This window comes from Pseudomonas sp. 1176_21 (assembly GCF_052850635.1).
The window spans coordinates 98,917-115,689 of sequence record NZ_VXCV01000001.1 but is presented as its reverse complement, the minus strand read 5'-3'; the positions used below and the strand labels follow the sequence as shown (position 1 = coordinate 115,689).

Annotated in this window: 14 protein-coding genes and 1 pseudogene; 8 read left to right on the top strand and 7 right to left on the bottom strand. The window is 65.8% G+C overall.

Features of this window, described 5'->3' with window-relative positions; genetic code table 11:
* Positions 1-2: 2 nt before the first annotated feature.
* Both FW760_RS00670 and FW760_RS00665 read right to left on the bottom strand, forming a co-directional pair.
* On the bottom strand, positions 3-773 hold the full coding sequence (locus FW760_RS00670) for an OmpA family protein (RefSeq protein ID WP_043861092.1): 771 nt from the start codon (positions 771-773) through the stop codon (positions 3-5).
* 11 nt (positions 774-784) lie between these two features.
* Positions 785-1,180, bottom strand: a complete 396-nt coding sequence (locus tag FW760_RS00665; RefSeq protein ID WP_052504235.1) for a DUF4398 domain-containing protein — start codon at positions 1,178-1,180, stop codon at positions 785-787.
* Positions 1,181-1,398: 218 nt separating this feature from the next.
* On the opposite strand from FW760_RS00665, the gene FW760_RS00660 reads away from it, so the two are divergent.
* On the top strand, positions 1,399-2,046 hold the full coding sequence (locus FW760_RS00660; protein WP_415378013.1) for a TIGR04211 family SH3 domain-containing protein: 648 nt from the start codon (positions 1,399-1,401) through the stop codon (positions 2,044-2,046).
* 58 nt (positions 2,047-2,104) lie between these two features.
* Here FW760_RS00660 and FW760_RS00655 read toward each other — a convergent pair whose 3' ends face one another.
* Positions 2,105-3,058, bottom strand: coding sequence for a LysR family transcriptional regulator (locus FW760_RS00655; protein WP_043861094.1), 954 nt, complete (start codon positions 3,056-3,058; stop codon positions 2,105-2,107).
* Between the two features lie 78 nt (positions 3,059-3,136).
* Here FW760_RS00655 and FW760_RS00650 point away from each other — a divergent pair, with 78 nt between their 5' ends.
* The 7 genes and pseudogenes from FW760_RS00650 to fusA all read left to right on the top strand — a co-directional run bounded on the left by FW760_RS00650 (position 3,137) and on the right by fusA (position 10,435).
* Complete coding sequence (locus tag FW760_RS00650) at positions 3,137-4,189, top strand: Gfo/Idh/MocA family protein (RefSeq protein ID WP_043861095.1); 1,053 nt, start codon at positions 3,137-3,139, stop codon at positions 4,187-4,189.
* 70 nt (positions 4,190-4,259) lie between these two features.
* Positions 4,260-5,657, top strand: a complete 1,398-nt coding sequence (locus FW760_RS00645) for an MFS transporter (RefSeq protein WP_043861096.1) — start codon at positions 4,260-4,262, stop codon at positions 5,655-5,657.
* Positions 5,654-6,109 carry a type II 3-dehydroquinate dehydratase gene (gene aroQ, locus FW760_RS00640; protein WP_116053553.1) on the top strand — a complete coding sequence of 152 codons (456 nt, stop codon included), beginning with the start codon at positions 5,654-5,656 and terminating at the stop codon, positions 6,107-6,109. Before FW760_RS00645 ends, aroQ begins: the two co-directional genes overlap by 4 nt.
* Positions 6,106-7,269, top strand: a complete 1,164-nt coding sequence (locus FW760_RS00635; RefSeq protein WP_116053550.1) for a Gfo/Idh/MocA family protein — start codon at positions 6,106-6,108, stop codon at positions 7,267-7,269. Before aroQ ends, FW760_RS00635 begins: the two co-directional genes overlap by 4 nt.
* A gap of 100 nt (positions 7,270-7,369) precedes the next feature.
* Positions 7,370-7,768, top strand: a pseudogene (locus FW760_RS00630) (ACT domain-containing protein).
* 74 nt (positions 7,769-7,842) lie between these two features.
* Positions 7,843-8,232 carry a tautomerase family protein gene (locus FW760_RS00625; RefSeq protein WP_058540411.1) on the top strand — a complete coding sequence of 130 codons (390 nt, stop codon included), beginning with the start codon at positions 7,843-7,845 and terminating at the stop codon, positions 8,230-8,232.
* 97 nt (positions 8,233-8,329) lie between these two features.
* On the top strand, positions 8,330-10,435 hold the full coding sequence (gene fusA, locus FW760_RS00620) for an elongation factor G (RefSeq protein ID WP_078481078.1): 2,106 nt from the start codon (positions 8,330-8,332) through the stop codon (positions 10,433-10,435).
* 12 nt (positions 10,436-10,447) lie between these two features.
* Here fusA and FW760_RS00615 read toward each other — a convergent pair whose 3' ends face one another.
* The 4 genes from FW760_RS00615 to FW760_RS00600 form a co-directional block, all read right to left on the bottom strand.
* The gene (locus FW760_RS00615) at positions 10,448-10,783 is read right to left on the bottom strand and encodes a hypothetical protein (protein ID WP_116053547.1); all 336 of its coding nucleotides are present in this window, start codon (positions 10,781-10,783) and stop codon (positions 10,448-10,450) included.
* Between the two features lie 94 nt (positions 10,784-10,877).
* Complete coding sequence (locus tag FW760_RS00610; RefSeq protein WP_116053544.1) at positions 10,878-11,525, bottom strand: response regulator; 648 nt, start codon at positions 11,523-11,525, stop codon at positions 10,878-10,880.
* A gap of 43 nt (positions 11,526-11,568) precedes the next feature.
* The gene (locus FW760_RS00605) at positions 11,569-13,950 is read right to left on the bottom strand and encodes an ATP-binding protein (RefSeq protein WP_147303866.1); all 2,382 of its coding nucleotides are present in this window, start codon (positions 13,948-13,950) and stop codon (positions 11,569-11,571) included.
* Positions 13,947-16,748 (bottom strand): ATP-binding protein, encoded by a 2,802-nt coding sequence (locus FW760_RS00600; RefSeq protein ID WP_116053539.1) that lies wholly within the window; start codon positions 16,746-16,748, stop codon positions 13,947-13,949. Before FW760_RS00600 ends, FW760_RS00605 begins: the two co-directional genes overlap by 4 nt.
* Positions 16,749-16,773: the final 25 nt, after the last annotated feature.

Here is a 16,773-nt window from a genome sequence, read left to right as displayed (position 1 = left end):
CCTCAGCGCTGGCCGACGGCAGCATTGCCGTGGGAGATGATCACTTCGACGCGGCGGTTGAGCTGACGCGACTGCGCGTCGGCGTTGGAGGCCACCGGGTACTCCTTGCCATAGCCGGCACTGATGATGCGCCCGGCATCCACCCCGTTGCGGCGCAGGGCGTTGGTCACAGCCGCTGCGCGACGCTCTGACAGCTGCTGGTTGAGGCTGTCGCTGCCGGTCGAGTCGGTGAAGCCCTCGACCCGCACCTTGCGCTCCGGGTTGGCACGCAGGTACTCGGCCAGCTGGTCGATGTTGCGCTGGCTGCCAGCCTTGAGTTCGGCACGCCCGGTGTCGAACAGTACATCGCCGAAGGTCACCACGGTGCCACGCTCGGTCTGTTTGGCCTTGAGCTGCTGCAGGGCCTTGAGCTGCGCGGTACGCACGTCCAGGCGGGCCTGGGTGCGCTGCGCCTCGATGCCCTGCAGGCCGGCTTCGGCCTGGCGCAGGGCAATGGTCTGCTCGGCGACGGCGATCTTCTGGTTGGCCAGGTAGGCCAGCTGCTCGATCTGCGGGGCCTTGCGGTCCTTGATCGAAGCCAGCTCGGCCTTGCCCAGGGCATTGAACGCATCCTTGGTTTCCAGTGCCGCCAGGCGGCTGGACTCCGGCTTGCTCTGCAGCACGCTGAAGTGCTCGCGGGCTTGCAGCAGGCCAGGGTTTTCGGCGGTAGTGCTGCAACCGGCGAGCAACAGGCCCATCACGGAAACGGCAGGCAACAGGTATTTGACGGACATGACGGGCATCCTTACGGCGTGATCGTGGGGGTGATGGCGTCGGGCGACTGGAGCATTTCCTGCTTCAGCACTTCAATGCCCTGCTGCGCGCTGCGCAGTTGCTGCTGGGCCTTGGCGGCACGCGCCTTGCGCTCGGCCAGGTTGGCATCGGCCTCGGCCTGCTCGGCCAGGGTGCGGGCCGCGACAAGGTTCCGTTCGCCCAGGGCGCGCTCGACGGCGTACAGCTTGTCCTGGGCGGCCTTCATTTCGGCTGGCGCGTACTGGGTGGCGTCGGCGGTCACGGCGCGGCTGACCGCGTTGCGGGTCAGTTCGACCTGCTCGGTGGGCACGGGCACGCCGGCACAACCGGCCAGCACCATCAGCAGGCTGCTGGCGGCCAGGTAGTTCGTGGTGCGTTTAGCAACCATTGAAAGACTCCATAACATGAGAAAGACAGACCGTTGTTCAAGCCGCGTAAGACTATTCCCGGTCATGCCCCGCCCCTATCAGGGGGCATCCTGCTGTCAGGTAGGAAACTTCTCCGGCATTGCCACGATTCGTGCCTGCCCTTCGTCAGTGCGCAGTGAACCTGACGGGCAAAAAATGGTCTGTGGGTTTCATTTTTTCCGTTTTCAAGAAGATCACCATGCCCCCATCTTTTCAGCTTCGCGCACGGCGCTCTCTTATCCCCGGCCTGCTCGGCAGCCTGGTCATCCTGTGTGGCCCGGCCCACGCCGAGGAAGGCAGCGGCAATGAACGCTGGGTCAGCGACAGCCTCAGCACCTACGTGCGCAGCGGCCCTACCGACGGGCACCGGATCGTCGGCAACCTCAAATCCGGCCAGAAGGTCACCCTGCTGACCAGCCAGGGCAACTACAGCCAGGTACGTGGCGAGTCGGGCGATACCGTGTGGATCAACAGCAGCGACCTGCAGACGGTGCCCGGCCAGGCCGAGCGCGTGCCGCAACTGAGCGAACAGGTGACCCAGTTGAGCGAGCAGCTCAAGACCATCGACGACAGCTGGAAGACCCGGGTGCAGGGCATGCAGGAGACACTGGATTCACGCAAGGCCCTGATCGAAGAACTGGAGGCGCGCAGCACCGCGCTCAATGCCGAGCTGGGCGATGCGCAATCGCAACTGCGCGCTACCCAGGCGCAGCTGGGCGACGAGAACAAGCAGGTGCTGATGCGCTACATGGTGTACGGCGGGGGGATTGCCGGGGCCGGCTTGCTGGCGGGGCTGATCCTGCCGATGCTCAGCCGCGGGCGCAAGCGCAGCGACCGCTGGTTCTGAGGCCCCGGCCTTCGCCCGCAGGGTGCAGGCGCCAGCCTTGCTGGCGAAGGCCGTCCCACTATTGCCCCGCCCTTCCCCCAGCCAGCGCATAGGGCCCCTGCGCCAGTTGCTCACGCAGAAACGCCACGCAACTGCGCACCTTGGCCGAACTTGACGAGCGCACCGCCGTCACCGCCCAGATGTCCGCTGGCTGGTGATACCCCGGCAGCACCTGCACCAGCGCCCCGCTGGTCAGGCTGGCCGCCACGTCCCAGCGCGAAGCCATGATGATGCCGTGCCCGTCATGGGCCCACTGGCGCACGATGTCGCTGTGGTTGGAGGCCATCGGCCCGGTCACCTTCACCGTCTCGGCGCCATTGGGCCCCACCAGGCGCCATACCCCGAAACGGTCGTCGCGGCTGCGAAACAGCAGGCAGTCATGCTGCGCCAGGTCGGCCGGCACCCGCGGCTGGCCGCGCCGCGCCAGGTAGTCCGGGGCGGCAGCCAGCACCCGCGAGCTGCTGGCGATGCGGTGCGCGATCAGGTGTTTTTCCTGCACCTCGCCCACCCGCACATCGATATCGAAGTTGTCGGCAATCAGGTCCACGCGCCGGTCCAGCAGCTCCACCCACACCTCCAGCGCCGGGTACTGGCGCCGCAGCAGCGACAGGATCGGCGCCACGTGCTCGCGCCCCAGGCGCAGGCTGGTGCACACGCGCAAGGTGCCTTGCGGCTCGCGCTGCCCGCCGGACAACGCATCGAACATCGCGCCCACGTCCTCGAGGATCTTCTGCGCCCACACGAACGTCGCCTCGCCATCGCTGGTGATGTTGACCCGCCGCGTGGTGCGGTTGAACAGCTTGACCCCGAGCATCGTCTCCAGGGTGGCGATGCGCTTGCTCACATGCGCCGGCGACAGCCCGGTCTCGGTGGCTGCCGCGATGAAGCTGGAGCGCCGCGCCACCTCGCAGAACAACTGAAGGTCACGCAGCAACGGCTCATTATTCGCTATCAGCGCATTCTGATTCTTCATCTGGCCCGATTATCTCCTGGCGCTTTTTTATTAGCCTCTCACAAACGCGCTTCGACCCAGAACAAGAAAGTGAGAACCATGACTGCATTACGCCTTGCCGTGGCCGGGGCCGGCCTGATCGGCCGCCGCCATATCGAACTGATCCAGGCCAGCGCCGAGTGCCAGCTGGCCGCCATCGTCGACCCCTCGCCCGCCGCCGCCGAACTGGCCAACGCCTGCGGCGTACCGTTGTACCCGGGGCTGGCCGAACTGTTCGGCGCGCAGCGCCCGGACGGGGTGATCCTGGCCACGCCCAACCACCTGCATGTCGACGGCGCACTGGCCTGCGTGGAGCACGGCATACCGGCACTGATCGAAAAGCCGGTGGCGCATACCCTGGAAGACGGCAAGCGCCTGCTGGCCATCGCCGAGCAGCGTGATGCACGCCTGCTGGTGGGCCACCACCGCGCCCACAGTGCGATCCTGCACAAGGCCCGCGAAGTGATTGCCGAAGGGGTACTGGGCAACCTGGTGGCGGTGATGGGCAGCGCGCTGTTCTACAAGCCCGACGACTACTTCGACGCCGCCCCCTGGCGCCGCGAAGCCGGCGGTGGCCCGGTGCTGATCAACCTGATCCACGAGATCGGCAACCTGCGTTCGCTGTGCGGCGAGATCGTCGCCGTGCAGGCCCAGGCGTCCAACGCCACCCGCGGCTTTGCCGTGGAAGACAGCATCGCCATCAGCCTGCGCTTTGCCAGCGGCGCGCTAGGCACCTTCATGCTCTCCGACACCGCCGCCTGCGCGCGCAGCTGGGAGCAGACCGCCCGCGAGAACCTCGACTACCCAAGCTACGCCGACGAGGACTGCTACGTACTGGCCGGCACCCAGGGCTCGCTGTCGATACCGACCATGCGCCTCAAGTACTACGCCCGCGACGAGCAGCGCTCGTGGTGGCGGCCGTTCCAGTGCGCCACCGCCAGCCTCGACGAGGCCGACCCGCTGGCCCGCCAGCTGGCGCACTTCTGCCAGGTGATCCGTGGCCAGGCCCGGCCGCTGGTGAGCGTGCGCGACGGCCTGCGCAACCTGCAGGTCATCGACGCCATTGGCCAAGCCGCCCGCTGCGGCCACACGGTAATGATCGACAGCCTCTGAACATCGGTGCCCCGGCCCTGCGCCGGGACGCCTGCGTGCCCCCAATAAAAACAACAAACGGAGAACTGCGATGGCCACACATGACGCCGCGCACAGTGCGCGCCAAACCCGCAAAGCCACCGCCAGCGGTTGGGTGGGCTCTGCGCTGGAGTACTACGACTTCTTCATCTATGCCCAGGCCGCGGCGCTGATCTTCCCGCAGATCTTCTTCCCCAGCACCGACCCCAAGCTGGCCATCTTCGCCTCCCTGGCCACCTATGGCGTGGGCTACCTGGCGCGCCCGGTCGGGGCCTTCGTGCTCGGCCACTGGGGCGACACCCGCGGGCGCAAGAACGTGTTGCTGCTGTGCATGTTTCTGATGGGCATCGCGACCATGGCCGTGGGCCTGCTGCCGACCTTCGAGCAGATCGGTTACTGGGCGCCGGCGTTGCTGGTGGTGCTGCGCCTGGTGCAGGGCTTTGCGGTGGCCGGCGAGATCGCCGGGGCCAGCTCGATGATTCTCGAACACGCACCGCCCGGGCGCCGCGGCTTCTTTGCCAGCTTCACCCTGCAGGGCGTACAGGCCGGCCAGGTGATGGCAGCGGCGGTGTTCCTGCCGCTGGCGTACTTCATGCCCAGCGACGCCTTCAACAGCTGGGGCTGGCGCATCCCGTTCCTGCTCAGCGCCGCGGTGCTGATCGCCGCCTACATCATTCGCCGCGAGGTCAAGGAGCCCGAGGCCTTCAAGGTGGCCGCCAAGCAGACCGCGCGCTCGCCGATCCGCGATGCCTTCACCTACAGCTGGCGCGGCATGCTGGTGGTGTTCGGCGTGTCGCTGATGAACGTGATCCCGGTGGTGACCACCATCTTCGGCGCCGCCTACGCGGTGCAGCCGGCCTATGGCGTGGGCTTCGACAAGAGCGTGTACCTGTGGATTCCGGTGGTGGGCAACATCGTCGCGGTGCTGGTGATCCCGTTTGTGGGCAACCTCTCCGACCGCATCGGCCGGCGCCCGCTGATCATCGGCAGCGCATTGGGCTGCGGGCTGATGTCGTTCGTCTACCTGTATGCCATCAGCCTGCACAACCTGCCGCTGGCGTTCGGCGCCTCGCTGCTGATGTGGGGCATGGTCTACCAGGGCTACAACGCGATCTTCCCCAGCTTCTTCCCCGAACAGTTCCAGACCCACTACCGCGTGTCGGCCATGGCCATCGCGCAGAACGTCGGCTACATGATCACCGCCCTGCTTCCGGCGCTGTTCACCGCCGTGGCCCCGCCCGGCTCGAACAACGTGCCGCTGCTGATCGGCGCCATCACCTGCGCGGTCACCGCCATTTCGGCCGTGGCTGCCTGGAGCGCTCCGGAAACCTACCGCACGCCCCTGGACCAGCTCGGCAAGCCGGACGCAGTGGCCCTCGACAAACCCGTGTATGACGCGCTGCGGGCCAAGGCCCTGCGCACCACCCCTGCTACGGAAACCGCCCAATGAAGACCCTGCTCGTGCTCAATGGCCCCAACCTCAACATGCTCGGCCTGCGCCAGCCCGAGGTGTACGGCCGCGAAACCCTGGCCGATGTGCAGGCGCTGTGCCACAGCGCCGGCCAACGCCTGGACCTGAACATCGAGTTCCACCAGACCAACCACGAGGGCCAGATGATCGACTGGATTCACCAGGCCCGTGGCCGCGTGGCCGGCATCGTGATCAACCCCGGTGCCTGGACCCATACCTCGGTGGCGATCCACGACGCGCTGATCGCCGCCGAGGTGCCGGTGATCGAGGTGCACATTTCCAACGTGCACAAGCGTGAAGCCTTCCGCCACCACTCCTATGTGTCGCTGGTGGCCCAGGCGGTACTGGCCGGGTTCGGCACCCATGGCTACGTGCTGGCTATCAACCACTTCGCCCACCTGCAGCGCACCGCGCAAGGAGCCGCGCAATGAAAACAGTAGCCAACCCCAGCCAGCGCCTGCGCCTGGGCTTTGTCGGTGGCGGCCTGGAGTCGTCGATCGGCGCCACCCACCGCTACGCCGCGCAACTGGACGGGCACTTCGAACTGGTGGCCGGGGTCTTCGCCCGCGACCCGGCACGCAACCGCGCCGCTGCCCAGGCCTACGGCGTAGCGCCGGAGCGGGTGTACCCGGACTTCCAGCGCATGGCCGTGGCCGAAGCCGCGCGCGCCGATGGCGTGCAGGCGGTGGCGATCATGGCGCCCAACGCGGTGCACGTGCCGGCCAGCCTGGCGTTTCTCGACCAGGGCATCGACGTGATCTGCGACAAGCCGCTGGCCTCGAGCCTGGCCGAGGCGCAGCAACTGCTTGAACGCGCACGCAAGGGCCCGGCGCTGCACCTGCTGACCCACAACTACAGTGGCTACCCATTGGTGCGCGAAGCCCGCGAGCTGATCGCGCGCGGCGCCATCGGCGAGGTGCGCCTGGTGCAGGTGGAACACGCCAGCGCCTTCGGCACCCACCCGCTGGAGCAGCAAGGGGTCAAGGCGCTGGCCTGGCGCACCGACCCGGCCCAGGCCGGGGCCTCATCGGTGCTGGCGGATGTGGGCGTGCATGCCCACCAGTTGCTGCGCTTTGTCACCGGGCAGGAGGTCAGCGAAGTGTCGGCCGAGCTGAGCACCCTGGTGCCGGGGCGCCAGTCGGACGACAACGCACACGTGAAGCTGCGCCTGCAGAATGGCGCGCGCGGCATGCTGTGGGCCAGCTTCGTGGCGGCCGGGCACCGGCATGGCCTGCAGTTGCGCGTGTTCGGCTCCACCGGATCGCTGTACTGGCATCAAGAGGAACCCGACCGGCTGGAGCTGCGTCATCAGGACCAGCCGCACCAGATCCTGCGCCGTGGCGAGGCCTGGCTGAGCGAGTCGGCCAGGTTGTCGACGCGAATCAAGGCGGGCCAGCCGGAGGGGCTGCTGGAGGCGTTCGCCAACATCTACAGCGAGGCGGCCGAGCGGATCATGGCGCGCCGCGAGCACCGTGCGCCGAGCGCGCAGTCGCTGCTGTGCCCGACGGCCGAGGATGGGGTACGCGGCATGCGCTTCATTGATGCCTGCGTGCGCTCGGATGCGGCGGATGGGCGCTGGACGCAGGCCTGAACGCCAGAAGCTGCACTTATGCAGGCCCAGCAGAATTGATTTTGCTGATCAACAATCGGCTGCCAGACTGGCGGCCGATTTCTTTTGCAGGGGCACGATCATGTCGGGTGAAACAAGTCTGGCCGCGCTGTTGCGCAGCATGCGGCCGCAGTTGAATGAAGGCAGCTACGTGTTCTGCACGCTGGCCGACTAGTCGGGGCTGCAGCCTGACGAGGTGATCGGCAGCTTTCGCGAGCAGGAGGGGCTGACGGTGATCGTGTCGCGTGGGCGGGCCGAGGCGCTGAAACTGCCTTTCAGCTACGAGGCCGCGTGGATCACCCTGACGGTGCATTCGTCGCTGGAGGCGGTGGGCCTGACCGCGGCGTTCGCCACGGCGCTGGGCCAGGCCGGCATCAGCTGCAACGTGGTGGCCGCGTTCTACCATGACCATATCTTTGTCGCGCAGGCCGATGCGCAGCGGGCGATGGCGGTGCTGGAAGGGTTGGCGGCGGGGGCCTGATGATAGCGGGGGCCTTGCCGGCGCCAGGGCCATCGGCCACGATGCACCTCCCCCGCCCCACACGGAACGTCAGCATGGCCCAGATCAAGATCTATGGATTGCGCACCACCCTCGACCAGCACCGCCCTGCCCTTGCCGAAGCCATCCATGGCGCGGTGATGAGCGCCCTGCAGTACCCGCCGGAAAAACGCTTCCAGCGCTACCTGGCCCTGGACCCCGCCGACTTCCTCTACCCCGACGACCGCAGCGAACACTACCTGATCATCGAGATCAGCCTGTTCGAAGGCCGCTCCAGCGCCGCAAAGAAAGACCTCATCCGCCAACTGTTCCAGCGCATCGGCGAGCACACCGGCATCGGCGCCCAGGACATCGAGATCACCCTGTTCGAGACCCCCCGCGAAAACTGGGGCATACGCGGCCTGCCCGGCGACGAGCTGGGCCTGAACTACACCGTGGAGGTCTGAACACACGCGCCGACCGGTAGCAGCAGCCGTGCATTCTTCTGCTTAACTGGAAGAACCCGGGCCACAGGCTGCCCGCCTTTTGCACAGGTGAACGACCATGGCGCGCACCACCCCCATCGAGCTGTACCGCAATATCGGCATTGTCGCCCACGTCGACGCGGGCAAGACCACCACCACCGAACGCATCCTGTTCTACACCGGGGTCAACCACAAGATGGGCGAAGTGCACGACGGCGCCGCGACCATGGACTGGATGGCCCAGGAACAGGAGCGCGGCATCACCATCACCTCCGCCGCCACCACCGCCTTCTGGCAGGGCTCGACCAAGCAGTTCCCCGAGAAATTCCGCTTCAACATCATCGATACCCCCGGCCACGTCGACTTCACCATCGAGGTGGAGCGCTCGCTGCGCGTGCTCGATGGCGCTGTGGTGGTGTTCAGCGGCGCCGACGGGGTCGAGCCGCAGTCCGAGACGGTGTGGCGCCAGGCCAACAAGTACCATGTGCCGCGCCTGGCCTACGTCAACAAGATGGACCGCCAGGGCGCGGACTTCCTGCGCGTGGTCAAACAGATCGACAAGCGCCTGGGCCACCACCCGGTGCCTATCCAGCTGGCCATCGGCGCCGAGGAGCACTTCATCGGCCAGATCGACCTGGTGAAGATGAAGGCCATCTACTGGAACGAGGCCGACAACGGCACCAGCTACCGCGAAGAGGCGATACCGGCCGACATGCTGGAGCTGGCCACCGAGTGGCGTGCGCACATGATCGAGGCCGCCGCCGAGGCCAATGACGAGTTCATGGAGCTGTACCTCAACGGCACCGAACTCGACAACGAGCAGATCAAGGCCGGGCTGCGCCAGCGCACCCTCAACAACGAGATCGTGCCGGCCATCTGCGGGTCGTCGTTCAAGAACAAGGGCGTGCCGCTGATGCTCGACGCGGTGATCGACTACCTGCCCGCCCCGTCCGAGATCCCCTCCATCAACGGCACCGACCCGGATCATGAAGACCGGCACCTGGAGCGCCATGCCGACGACAGCGAGCCGTTCTCGGCGCTGGCCTTCAAGATTGCCACCGACCCCTTTGTCGGCACCCTGACCTTCGCCCGGGTGTACTCCGGGGTACTGAACTCGGGCGATGCGGTACTCAACTCGGTCAAGGGCAAGAAGGAGCGCGTGGGCCGCATGGTGCAGATGCACGCCAACCAGCGCGCCGAGATCAAGGCGGTGTGCGCCGGCGACATTGCCGCACTGATCGGCATGAAGGACGTGACCACCGGCGACACTCTGTGCGACATCAACCAGCCGATCATCCTCGAACGCATGGACTTCCCAGACCCGGTGATCTCGGTGGCCGTGGAACCCAGGACCAAGGCCGACCAGGAGAAGATGGGCATCGCCCTGAGCAAGCTGGCCCAGGAAGACCCGTCATTTCGCGTGCGCACCGATGAAGAAACCGCGCAGACGATCATCTCCGGCATGGGCGAGTTGCACCTGGACATCATCGTCGACCGCATGCGCCGCGAATTCGGCGTCGAGGCCAATGTGGGCAAGCCGCAGGTGGCCTACCGCGAGAAAATCCGCAACACCTGCGAGATCGAAGGCAAGTTCGTGCGCCAGTCTGGCGGGCGCGGCCAGTACGGGCACTGCTGGATCCGCTTCGCCCCGGCCGAGGAAGGCAAGGAAGGCCTGGAGTTCGTCAACGAGGTGGTCGGTGGCGTGATACCGCGCGAGTACATCCCGGCGATCCAGAAAGGCATCGAGGAGCAGATGAAGAACGGCGTGCTGGCCGGCTACCCGCTGATCGGCCTGAAGGCCACGGTGTTCGACGGCTCGTACCACGACGTCGACTCCAACGAGATGGCGTTCAAGGTGGCAGCGTCGATGGCCACCAAGCAACTGGCGCAGAAAGGCGGCGCGGTGCTGCTGGAGCCGGTGATGAAGGTCGAGGTGGTGACCCCCGAGGAGTACCAGGGCGACATCCTCGGCGACCTCAGCCGGCGCCGCGGGCTGATCCAGGAAGGCGAAGACACCCCGGCCGGCAAGGTGATCCGCGCCGACGTGCCGCTGGGCGAGATGTTCGGCTATTCGACGCAGATGCGCTCGATGACCCAGGGCCGCGCCAGCTACACCATGGAGTTCACCAAGTATGCCGAGGCGCCGGCGAGCGTGGCCGATGCCATCATCAAAAAGCAGGGCTAGGTCGTCGCGCGATTACTGCACGGTCGACGCCCCGCCGACCCGGTCGCTGGGTGCAGGGATGTGCTGATTGCTGACCACCAGCCGCAGCAGGTGTGCACTTGCCCGGTAAAAGGGGCGCCTGCTCAGTGTGTGGTCAAGCCAGGCATTGAGCTCGTACAGGCGCACCGGTGCTTCACCCGGGTAGTCCGCCAGTACGGCGAGGACCATGTTCCACACCGCAGGGCTGGAACGCAGGCAACGGCTGTCGATGTACTGACCTATGAACTGGCGAACATCCGCTGTCTCGCAGTGTGAAATGAAGATTGTCCGCACGCTGTCGGGGTATCGCTGCTCAAGATCGGGCGCCATGATTGCCTCCTGTGGAATGCTGCCGTCGCTTGACGCCATTGAACGATACAGCCGGGTCCCGTGCCATCAGGCAAACCTGAAAACGCGGGCACGCCTACTGGAACAGGTTGGCCTCCAGGCAGTACGAGATCAGCTCCTGGTCGCTGCGCACATCCAGCTTGCGCATGGCCGCGATCTTTTGCGTGCTGATGGTCTTGGGGCTGCGATTCTGATTGATCGCGATGTCGCGCAGGCTCATGCCCGCCACGAATAGACGCAGGATCTCCACTTCGCGGGTGGACAGCGAAGCCATGCGCTCGTCGATCTGGTAGCCGTTGTCGATCACCGAGTTCCGGTTCGCCGGCGTCAGCTTGTAGATGCGGTTCTGGCTCAAGGCTTCCAGTGCGCGCAGCAACTCTTCGTTCACCGTGCGCTTGTCGATCACGCCCGCCACGCCCAGATTGTACAGCCGCGTGAGGATGAGGCTGTTGGACACCATCGTCAGCACCAGCACGCGCAGCGCGGGGAAGTTGCGCGTCAGGTAGGTGATCAGCCGCAGGCCGTCGCCATACTGGGAACTCTCCGGCATGTTGTAGTCGGTGATCAGGATCTGGGGCTGCTTGTCGTGCAGCACGTTGATCAGTTCGGTGGAGCTGCCCGCTTCGCCAACCACCTCGAAGCGCGGGTCGGACTTGATGAGTTCGCGTACGCCAAACAGCACGATCGGGTGGTCATCGGCGATGACTACAGTGATTTTATGCATGATCGCTCCGGTGTGCACAAAGTGTGGCAAGTCTCGGCCCGGGTCATACCGACCTCATCAAGTCGCAGAGCCGGTCGAGCGCCTGGTGAATATCGTCAATCAAGGTGAGCTGCAGGCTGGGCGCGCGCAGGCGGTGCTCAAGCTCACCGAACAGCCTGGCCAGCGCGTGCGCCTGCACCACCGACAGTGCGCCACTGACACCATGCACTTTGTGCAGGACGTCGGTTTGCTCGCCGGCCGCCAGGGCCAGGCGAGTGGCGCGGATGTCCTTCTCCATGGTACTCAAAAACAGGTCGCGCATGGCCGGCGACAACACGATGCCCGCTGCCGATGACTCCCCCTCGGCCAACTGCACCGACAGCTCTAGCGACGGCTGGCGCCCGGCCTCCTCGTGCGCCAGCGCCGGGGTGACATTGAGCAGCAGGTTGCGCAAGGTGGTCAGGCTCAGCGGCTTGACCACCCAGCAGGTCATGCCCGCTGCCTGGCAACGCTCGCCCTCGTCGCGCATGGCATTGGCGGTAACGCCGATGATCGGCGCCTTGGCGTTCTGCAGGCGTATCGCGCGCGCCAGCTCGTAGCCGTTCATGACCGGCATGTTGACATCGGTCAGCAGCACGTCGAAGCGGTACTTGCGCCACTGCTGCAGCGCCTGCCGGCCATCACTGGCCAGTTCCACGGTGCAGCCCAGGGCTTCGAGTTGTTCCTTGAGAATGGCCTGGTTGATCAGGTTGTCCTCGGCCACCAGCACCTGCAGGCCAAGCGCCGGCAAGGCAGGGGCTGCGCCAGGCGGCGCGGGCTCGGTGACGCCGTTCTTTTCCATCAGCACGGCGCCGGCAATCGCCCGCACATGATTGGCGCTGACGCGCCAGCCCGCCTCCATCGGCTCGGGAACCTGCGGGCCGTCGTAGTCGCACAACAGGCGCCGGCCGTTCCAGTCCGGCAGCCACTTGCCGTTGCCCAGTACCTCGACCAGCAGCGCCCCGCTGTGCACCTCGTGCTGCGCGGCGCTGAGCACCGTAACCGTGGCATGCCAGCGCAGCAGCCAGCTGCCGATGTTCTCGGCCAGCTCCAGCACGGGCGCACGCACGTACACCTGCACGCCGCCGAGGTCGATGCCAGGTTCTGCCGGCAACGGCGTGTCCGGCAGCACGAACGGCAGGCGCACCGTGAAACTGCTGCCCAACCCCTGTTCGCTGACCACCTTCACCTCGCCGCCCATCAACGCACTGAAGCGGCTGCAGATCGACAGGCCAAGCCCGGTGCCGCTGACAAGGTTGTTCGCGCGGGCCTGGTAGAACGGCTCGAACAGGTGCAGCTGCTGCTCCGGGGAAATGCCGATGCCGGTGTCGGTGACCTGAAGTTCCAGCGTGATGTCTTGCCCTTCGCCCCTGACCACGCGACAGCGCAGCACAACCCGCCCGATGTCGGTGAACTTGATCGCGTTGCCCAGCAGGTTGTTGAGGATCTGCCAGATGCGCACCTCGTCCCCGACCAGCTGGTCGGGTATTTCCGGTGCCACGCAGGCATAGATCTGCAGGCCCTTGGCACGCGCGTTGGCGATGTGCGCGGACATCACGTCCTCGATCAGGCCCAATGGCGAAAAGGCCACCGACTCAAGGGTGAGTTGACCCGACTCGATCCTGGACACGTCCAGCACATCGCTGATCAGTTGCAACAATGTGGAGGACGAGCGCTGGATGATGCTGAGGTAATCCATCTGGCGCTGGTCGAGGCCGGTCAGGCCGAGCAGCTCCAGGGTGCCCAATACGCCGTACAGCGGGGTGCGGATCTCGTGGCTCATGGTCGCCAGGAAGAGGGTCTTGGCTTCACTGGCCTTGTCGGCCATGGACTTGGCCTGGCTCAAGGCCACCGCGCGTTCCAGGTGTTCGGTGACGTCGGTGAACGCGCACAGCAGAACCTGCTGGTCCTGGTAGCGGGTCGAGGAGAAACTGAGCCGGAAACAGCGACCCTGCAGCACCATGCTCGCCTCGCCGCACAGTTCGATGCCGGGTTGGCGCGCCATCTCGACGATGGACTGCGCCACTTCGCGACTGTCCTTGGCACGCTGATTTTCCACCACCACCTGGTGGTCGTGCAGGCGGATGACAATCAGCCCGGCAGGTGCGCTTTCGATCACCGCCAGGCTGAACGCCTGGCTGTCGAGCAGCTCGCTCCGGGCTTGGCGAGCCGGCGCGATGACCTGCCGGCGATAGTGGTAGTACAGCCACCCCAGCAGGGCACTGAGCAACGCGAATGCCAGCACGATGCGCAGCAGCGGTAAATTCGCCCCACGGATGAAGCTGACGCAATCGACGCAGTACTGCGCCGCCCATTGCTCGTGGGTCATCGCCAGCAGGAAGATCAGGGCAATGCCAAGCAGCAAGCCGATACCGAGGCGTAGGGAGCTTCTGGCCAACGACGTCACGCTCGCCTCTCTTCACGCTGGCAGTGCTGCAGGCAGGTGAACAGCGCACCGAGGCCGAAGGGTTTGACCAGCAGCTGCTGCATGCCTACCGCCAGGCACCGATCGCCCTCGTCGCGCATGGCATTGGCCGTGGCACCGATGATGGGCACCACGCAGCCTTGACGACGAAGGGCCTTGGCCAGGTCATAGCCATTCATGCGCGGCATGTTGATGTCGGTGAGCACCACGTCGAACACCTCGTTCTGCCACAGCGCCAGGGCCTCATGCCCATCGCGGGCCAGGCCCACGCTGCACCCCAGCTCTTCCAGCTGGTCCTTGACGATCAGCTGGTTGATCACATTGTCTTCGGCGACCAGTACCCTCAGGTCCAGTTGCCGGGTGATCTCGTGCTCGATCCGGCCAGGCGCCGGGGGGGCGATGCCCTGGGCCTGGCTGACGGCCGCCAGCAGCCCGTTCAGGTCGTTGAGCTTGACCCGCCAGTAGCGTTGCTGCGACGGCGGCTCGCACTCCTGCGGGCATATCACTACACGCGGCCCGCTCCACTCCAGCAGGACGGGGTGCGCGGTGTGCGGGTGGGCCTCCACCAGCAGCACGTCATGCGCGGCCTGGATCTCGGGTGGCAGCCCGATATGGGTCTGCGCGCCCCAGCGCCGCAGCCAGCCACTCACGTACTCGGCCATTTCCAGCACCGGGGAATGCACGTAGATCATCTCGTCGGCCAGGCGCGGCGTATCGCTCGCCGGCATCGGGTACGAGCGCCCCAGCGGAATGCTCAAGGTAAAGCTGCTGCCCAGGCCCACGGCGCTGACCACGCGGATGCTGCCGTTCATCAAGGCGGCCAGGCGCTGGCAGATGGACAGGCCCAGGCCGGTGCCGGGCACCACGTTGGTCTTGGTCGAGGACTGGTAGAACGGCTCGAACAGCAAGGCCTGGTCGTCCGGGGCAATGCCCGGGCCGCTGTCGCTGACCTGCCAGAGGATGTCGGCCCGTTCCTCGGTCATCGAGCCGACCTTGGCACGCAGTACGATCTGCCCGCTCTCGGTGAACTTCACCGCATTGTTGAGCAGGTTGTTCAGCACCTGGCGGATGCGCGTTATGTCGCCGCGCAACAGCGCCGGCATGTGCGGGTCGACGAAGGCATACAGATACAACCCCTTGCTGCGCGCAGCACCGGCGTAGCTCTGGGTCACGTCGTGGATCAGCTCCAGCGGCGAGAACTCGCTGGCCTCCAGGGCCAACTGACCGGCTTCGATCTTGGCCACATCGAGAACATCGCACACCAGGTTGAGCAGCGCTGCCGAGGAACTCTCGATGGCGTGCAGGTAGTCTTTCTGCGGCCCCCTCAGCTCGGTACGGGCCAGCAGCTCCAGGGTTCCGAGCACGCCATACAACGGCGTGCGTATCTCGTGACTCATGGTCGCCAGGAACAGTGTCTTGGCTTCATTGGCGGCATCGGCCATCTGCTTGGCCATGGTCATCGCGGCCTCGGCCTGCTTGCGCGTACTGATATCGCTGAAGGCGCAGAACAGCACATCCTCGCCGTTGTAGCGGGTGCGCACGAAACTCAGGTGCAGGTGGCGACCGTCGCCGGCCTGGAACTCGTCGGACTGGACAATTTCGCGGTCGCTGAAGGCTTGTTCGATCCAGCCATGGCACAGGCGCTCGCGCTCCTTGCACTCGCCCAGCCACTGCTGCGACAAGGTGTTCTCCAGTACCACCTGGCCATCCGCGCGGCGCAGCACGCACAGCGCCACCGGGGCGGTCTGGATGATCGCGCGGTTGAACGCTTCACTTTCGATCAGTGCATCGATGCGCTGGGTTGCCGGGGTGATCAGGCGCCGTTCGACGCGCGTCACCAGGCGCCCCACCAGCACGCCGATCAGCAGGATCAGGGTGCTGGCAGCCAGCAACGGCCACCACAACACCTTGAGCAAGGCCTCCAGCCCAATGGCATAGAACAGCTTCCAATCCGAGTAGCCCAGCTTCTTGCGCATCACCAGCTGGTCGGGCCAGAAGCCTTCCCCGGAGAAGCCGAAGTCATGGCCTGTCTCCAGCTTCGGCAAGGGCAGCGACGGGTACACGCTCGACACGCTGCGCATCATCACATCGCCTCTGGGGTTGAGCATCATGAACTGCCCTGCCGCGTCATCGTGCAGCGTGCTGGCCACGTCGCTGGCATCCATCTCCATGCCGAGCCAGCCCGATCGGGGCTGGTGGAAATCCACCCGCACGAACAGATACAGCCGCGGCGTCGACGCCTGCTGATCGCTGAGCCAGACCGCCTGGTCCGCCTCGGGCAGGGTGGGATCAATACGCTGCAGGCGGCTCAGCACCGCGCCAGGGATCGGCGTATCGAAGCTGACCGTGCGGTTCAGGTACACCACGCGGGCCGCCACCTGATCGGCGACGTACAGCAGGTTGATGCGGTTTGTCGTGAGGAAATCCACCATGCGCCCGGACAACTGCAGGTCCCAGCGGAGATCGTCACCGGGCTGTCGGTGACCGACCTGCTGCGCCACCGCGAACTGTTGCCCAGATGGCTTCGCCACCGCCGACAGCGCGAGGCTCTTGAGCAACGCCTCGCGCTGGGTGAAGAACACCCGTGCATTGGCGATGGCATCGCTCATGAGCCCCTGACGACGGGAAACTTCGTTTCTGAGAATCGAGCTCAGGGAAATGATCGCACCCACCACCATGCCCAGCACCAGCAACTGGGCGAACAATCGCAGCAGCCGGCGCACGGCCTTGGGGGTGGAGAAGAACGAGTCGGTGGGTTGCAGGAAATGCTTCAATTTCATGGCGCCAGCTTAAGTGCCCTTTGCT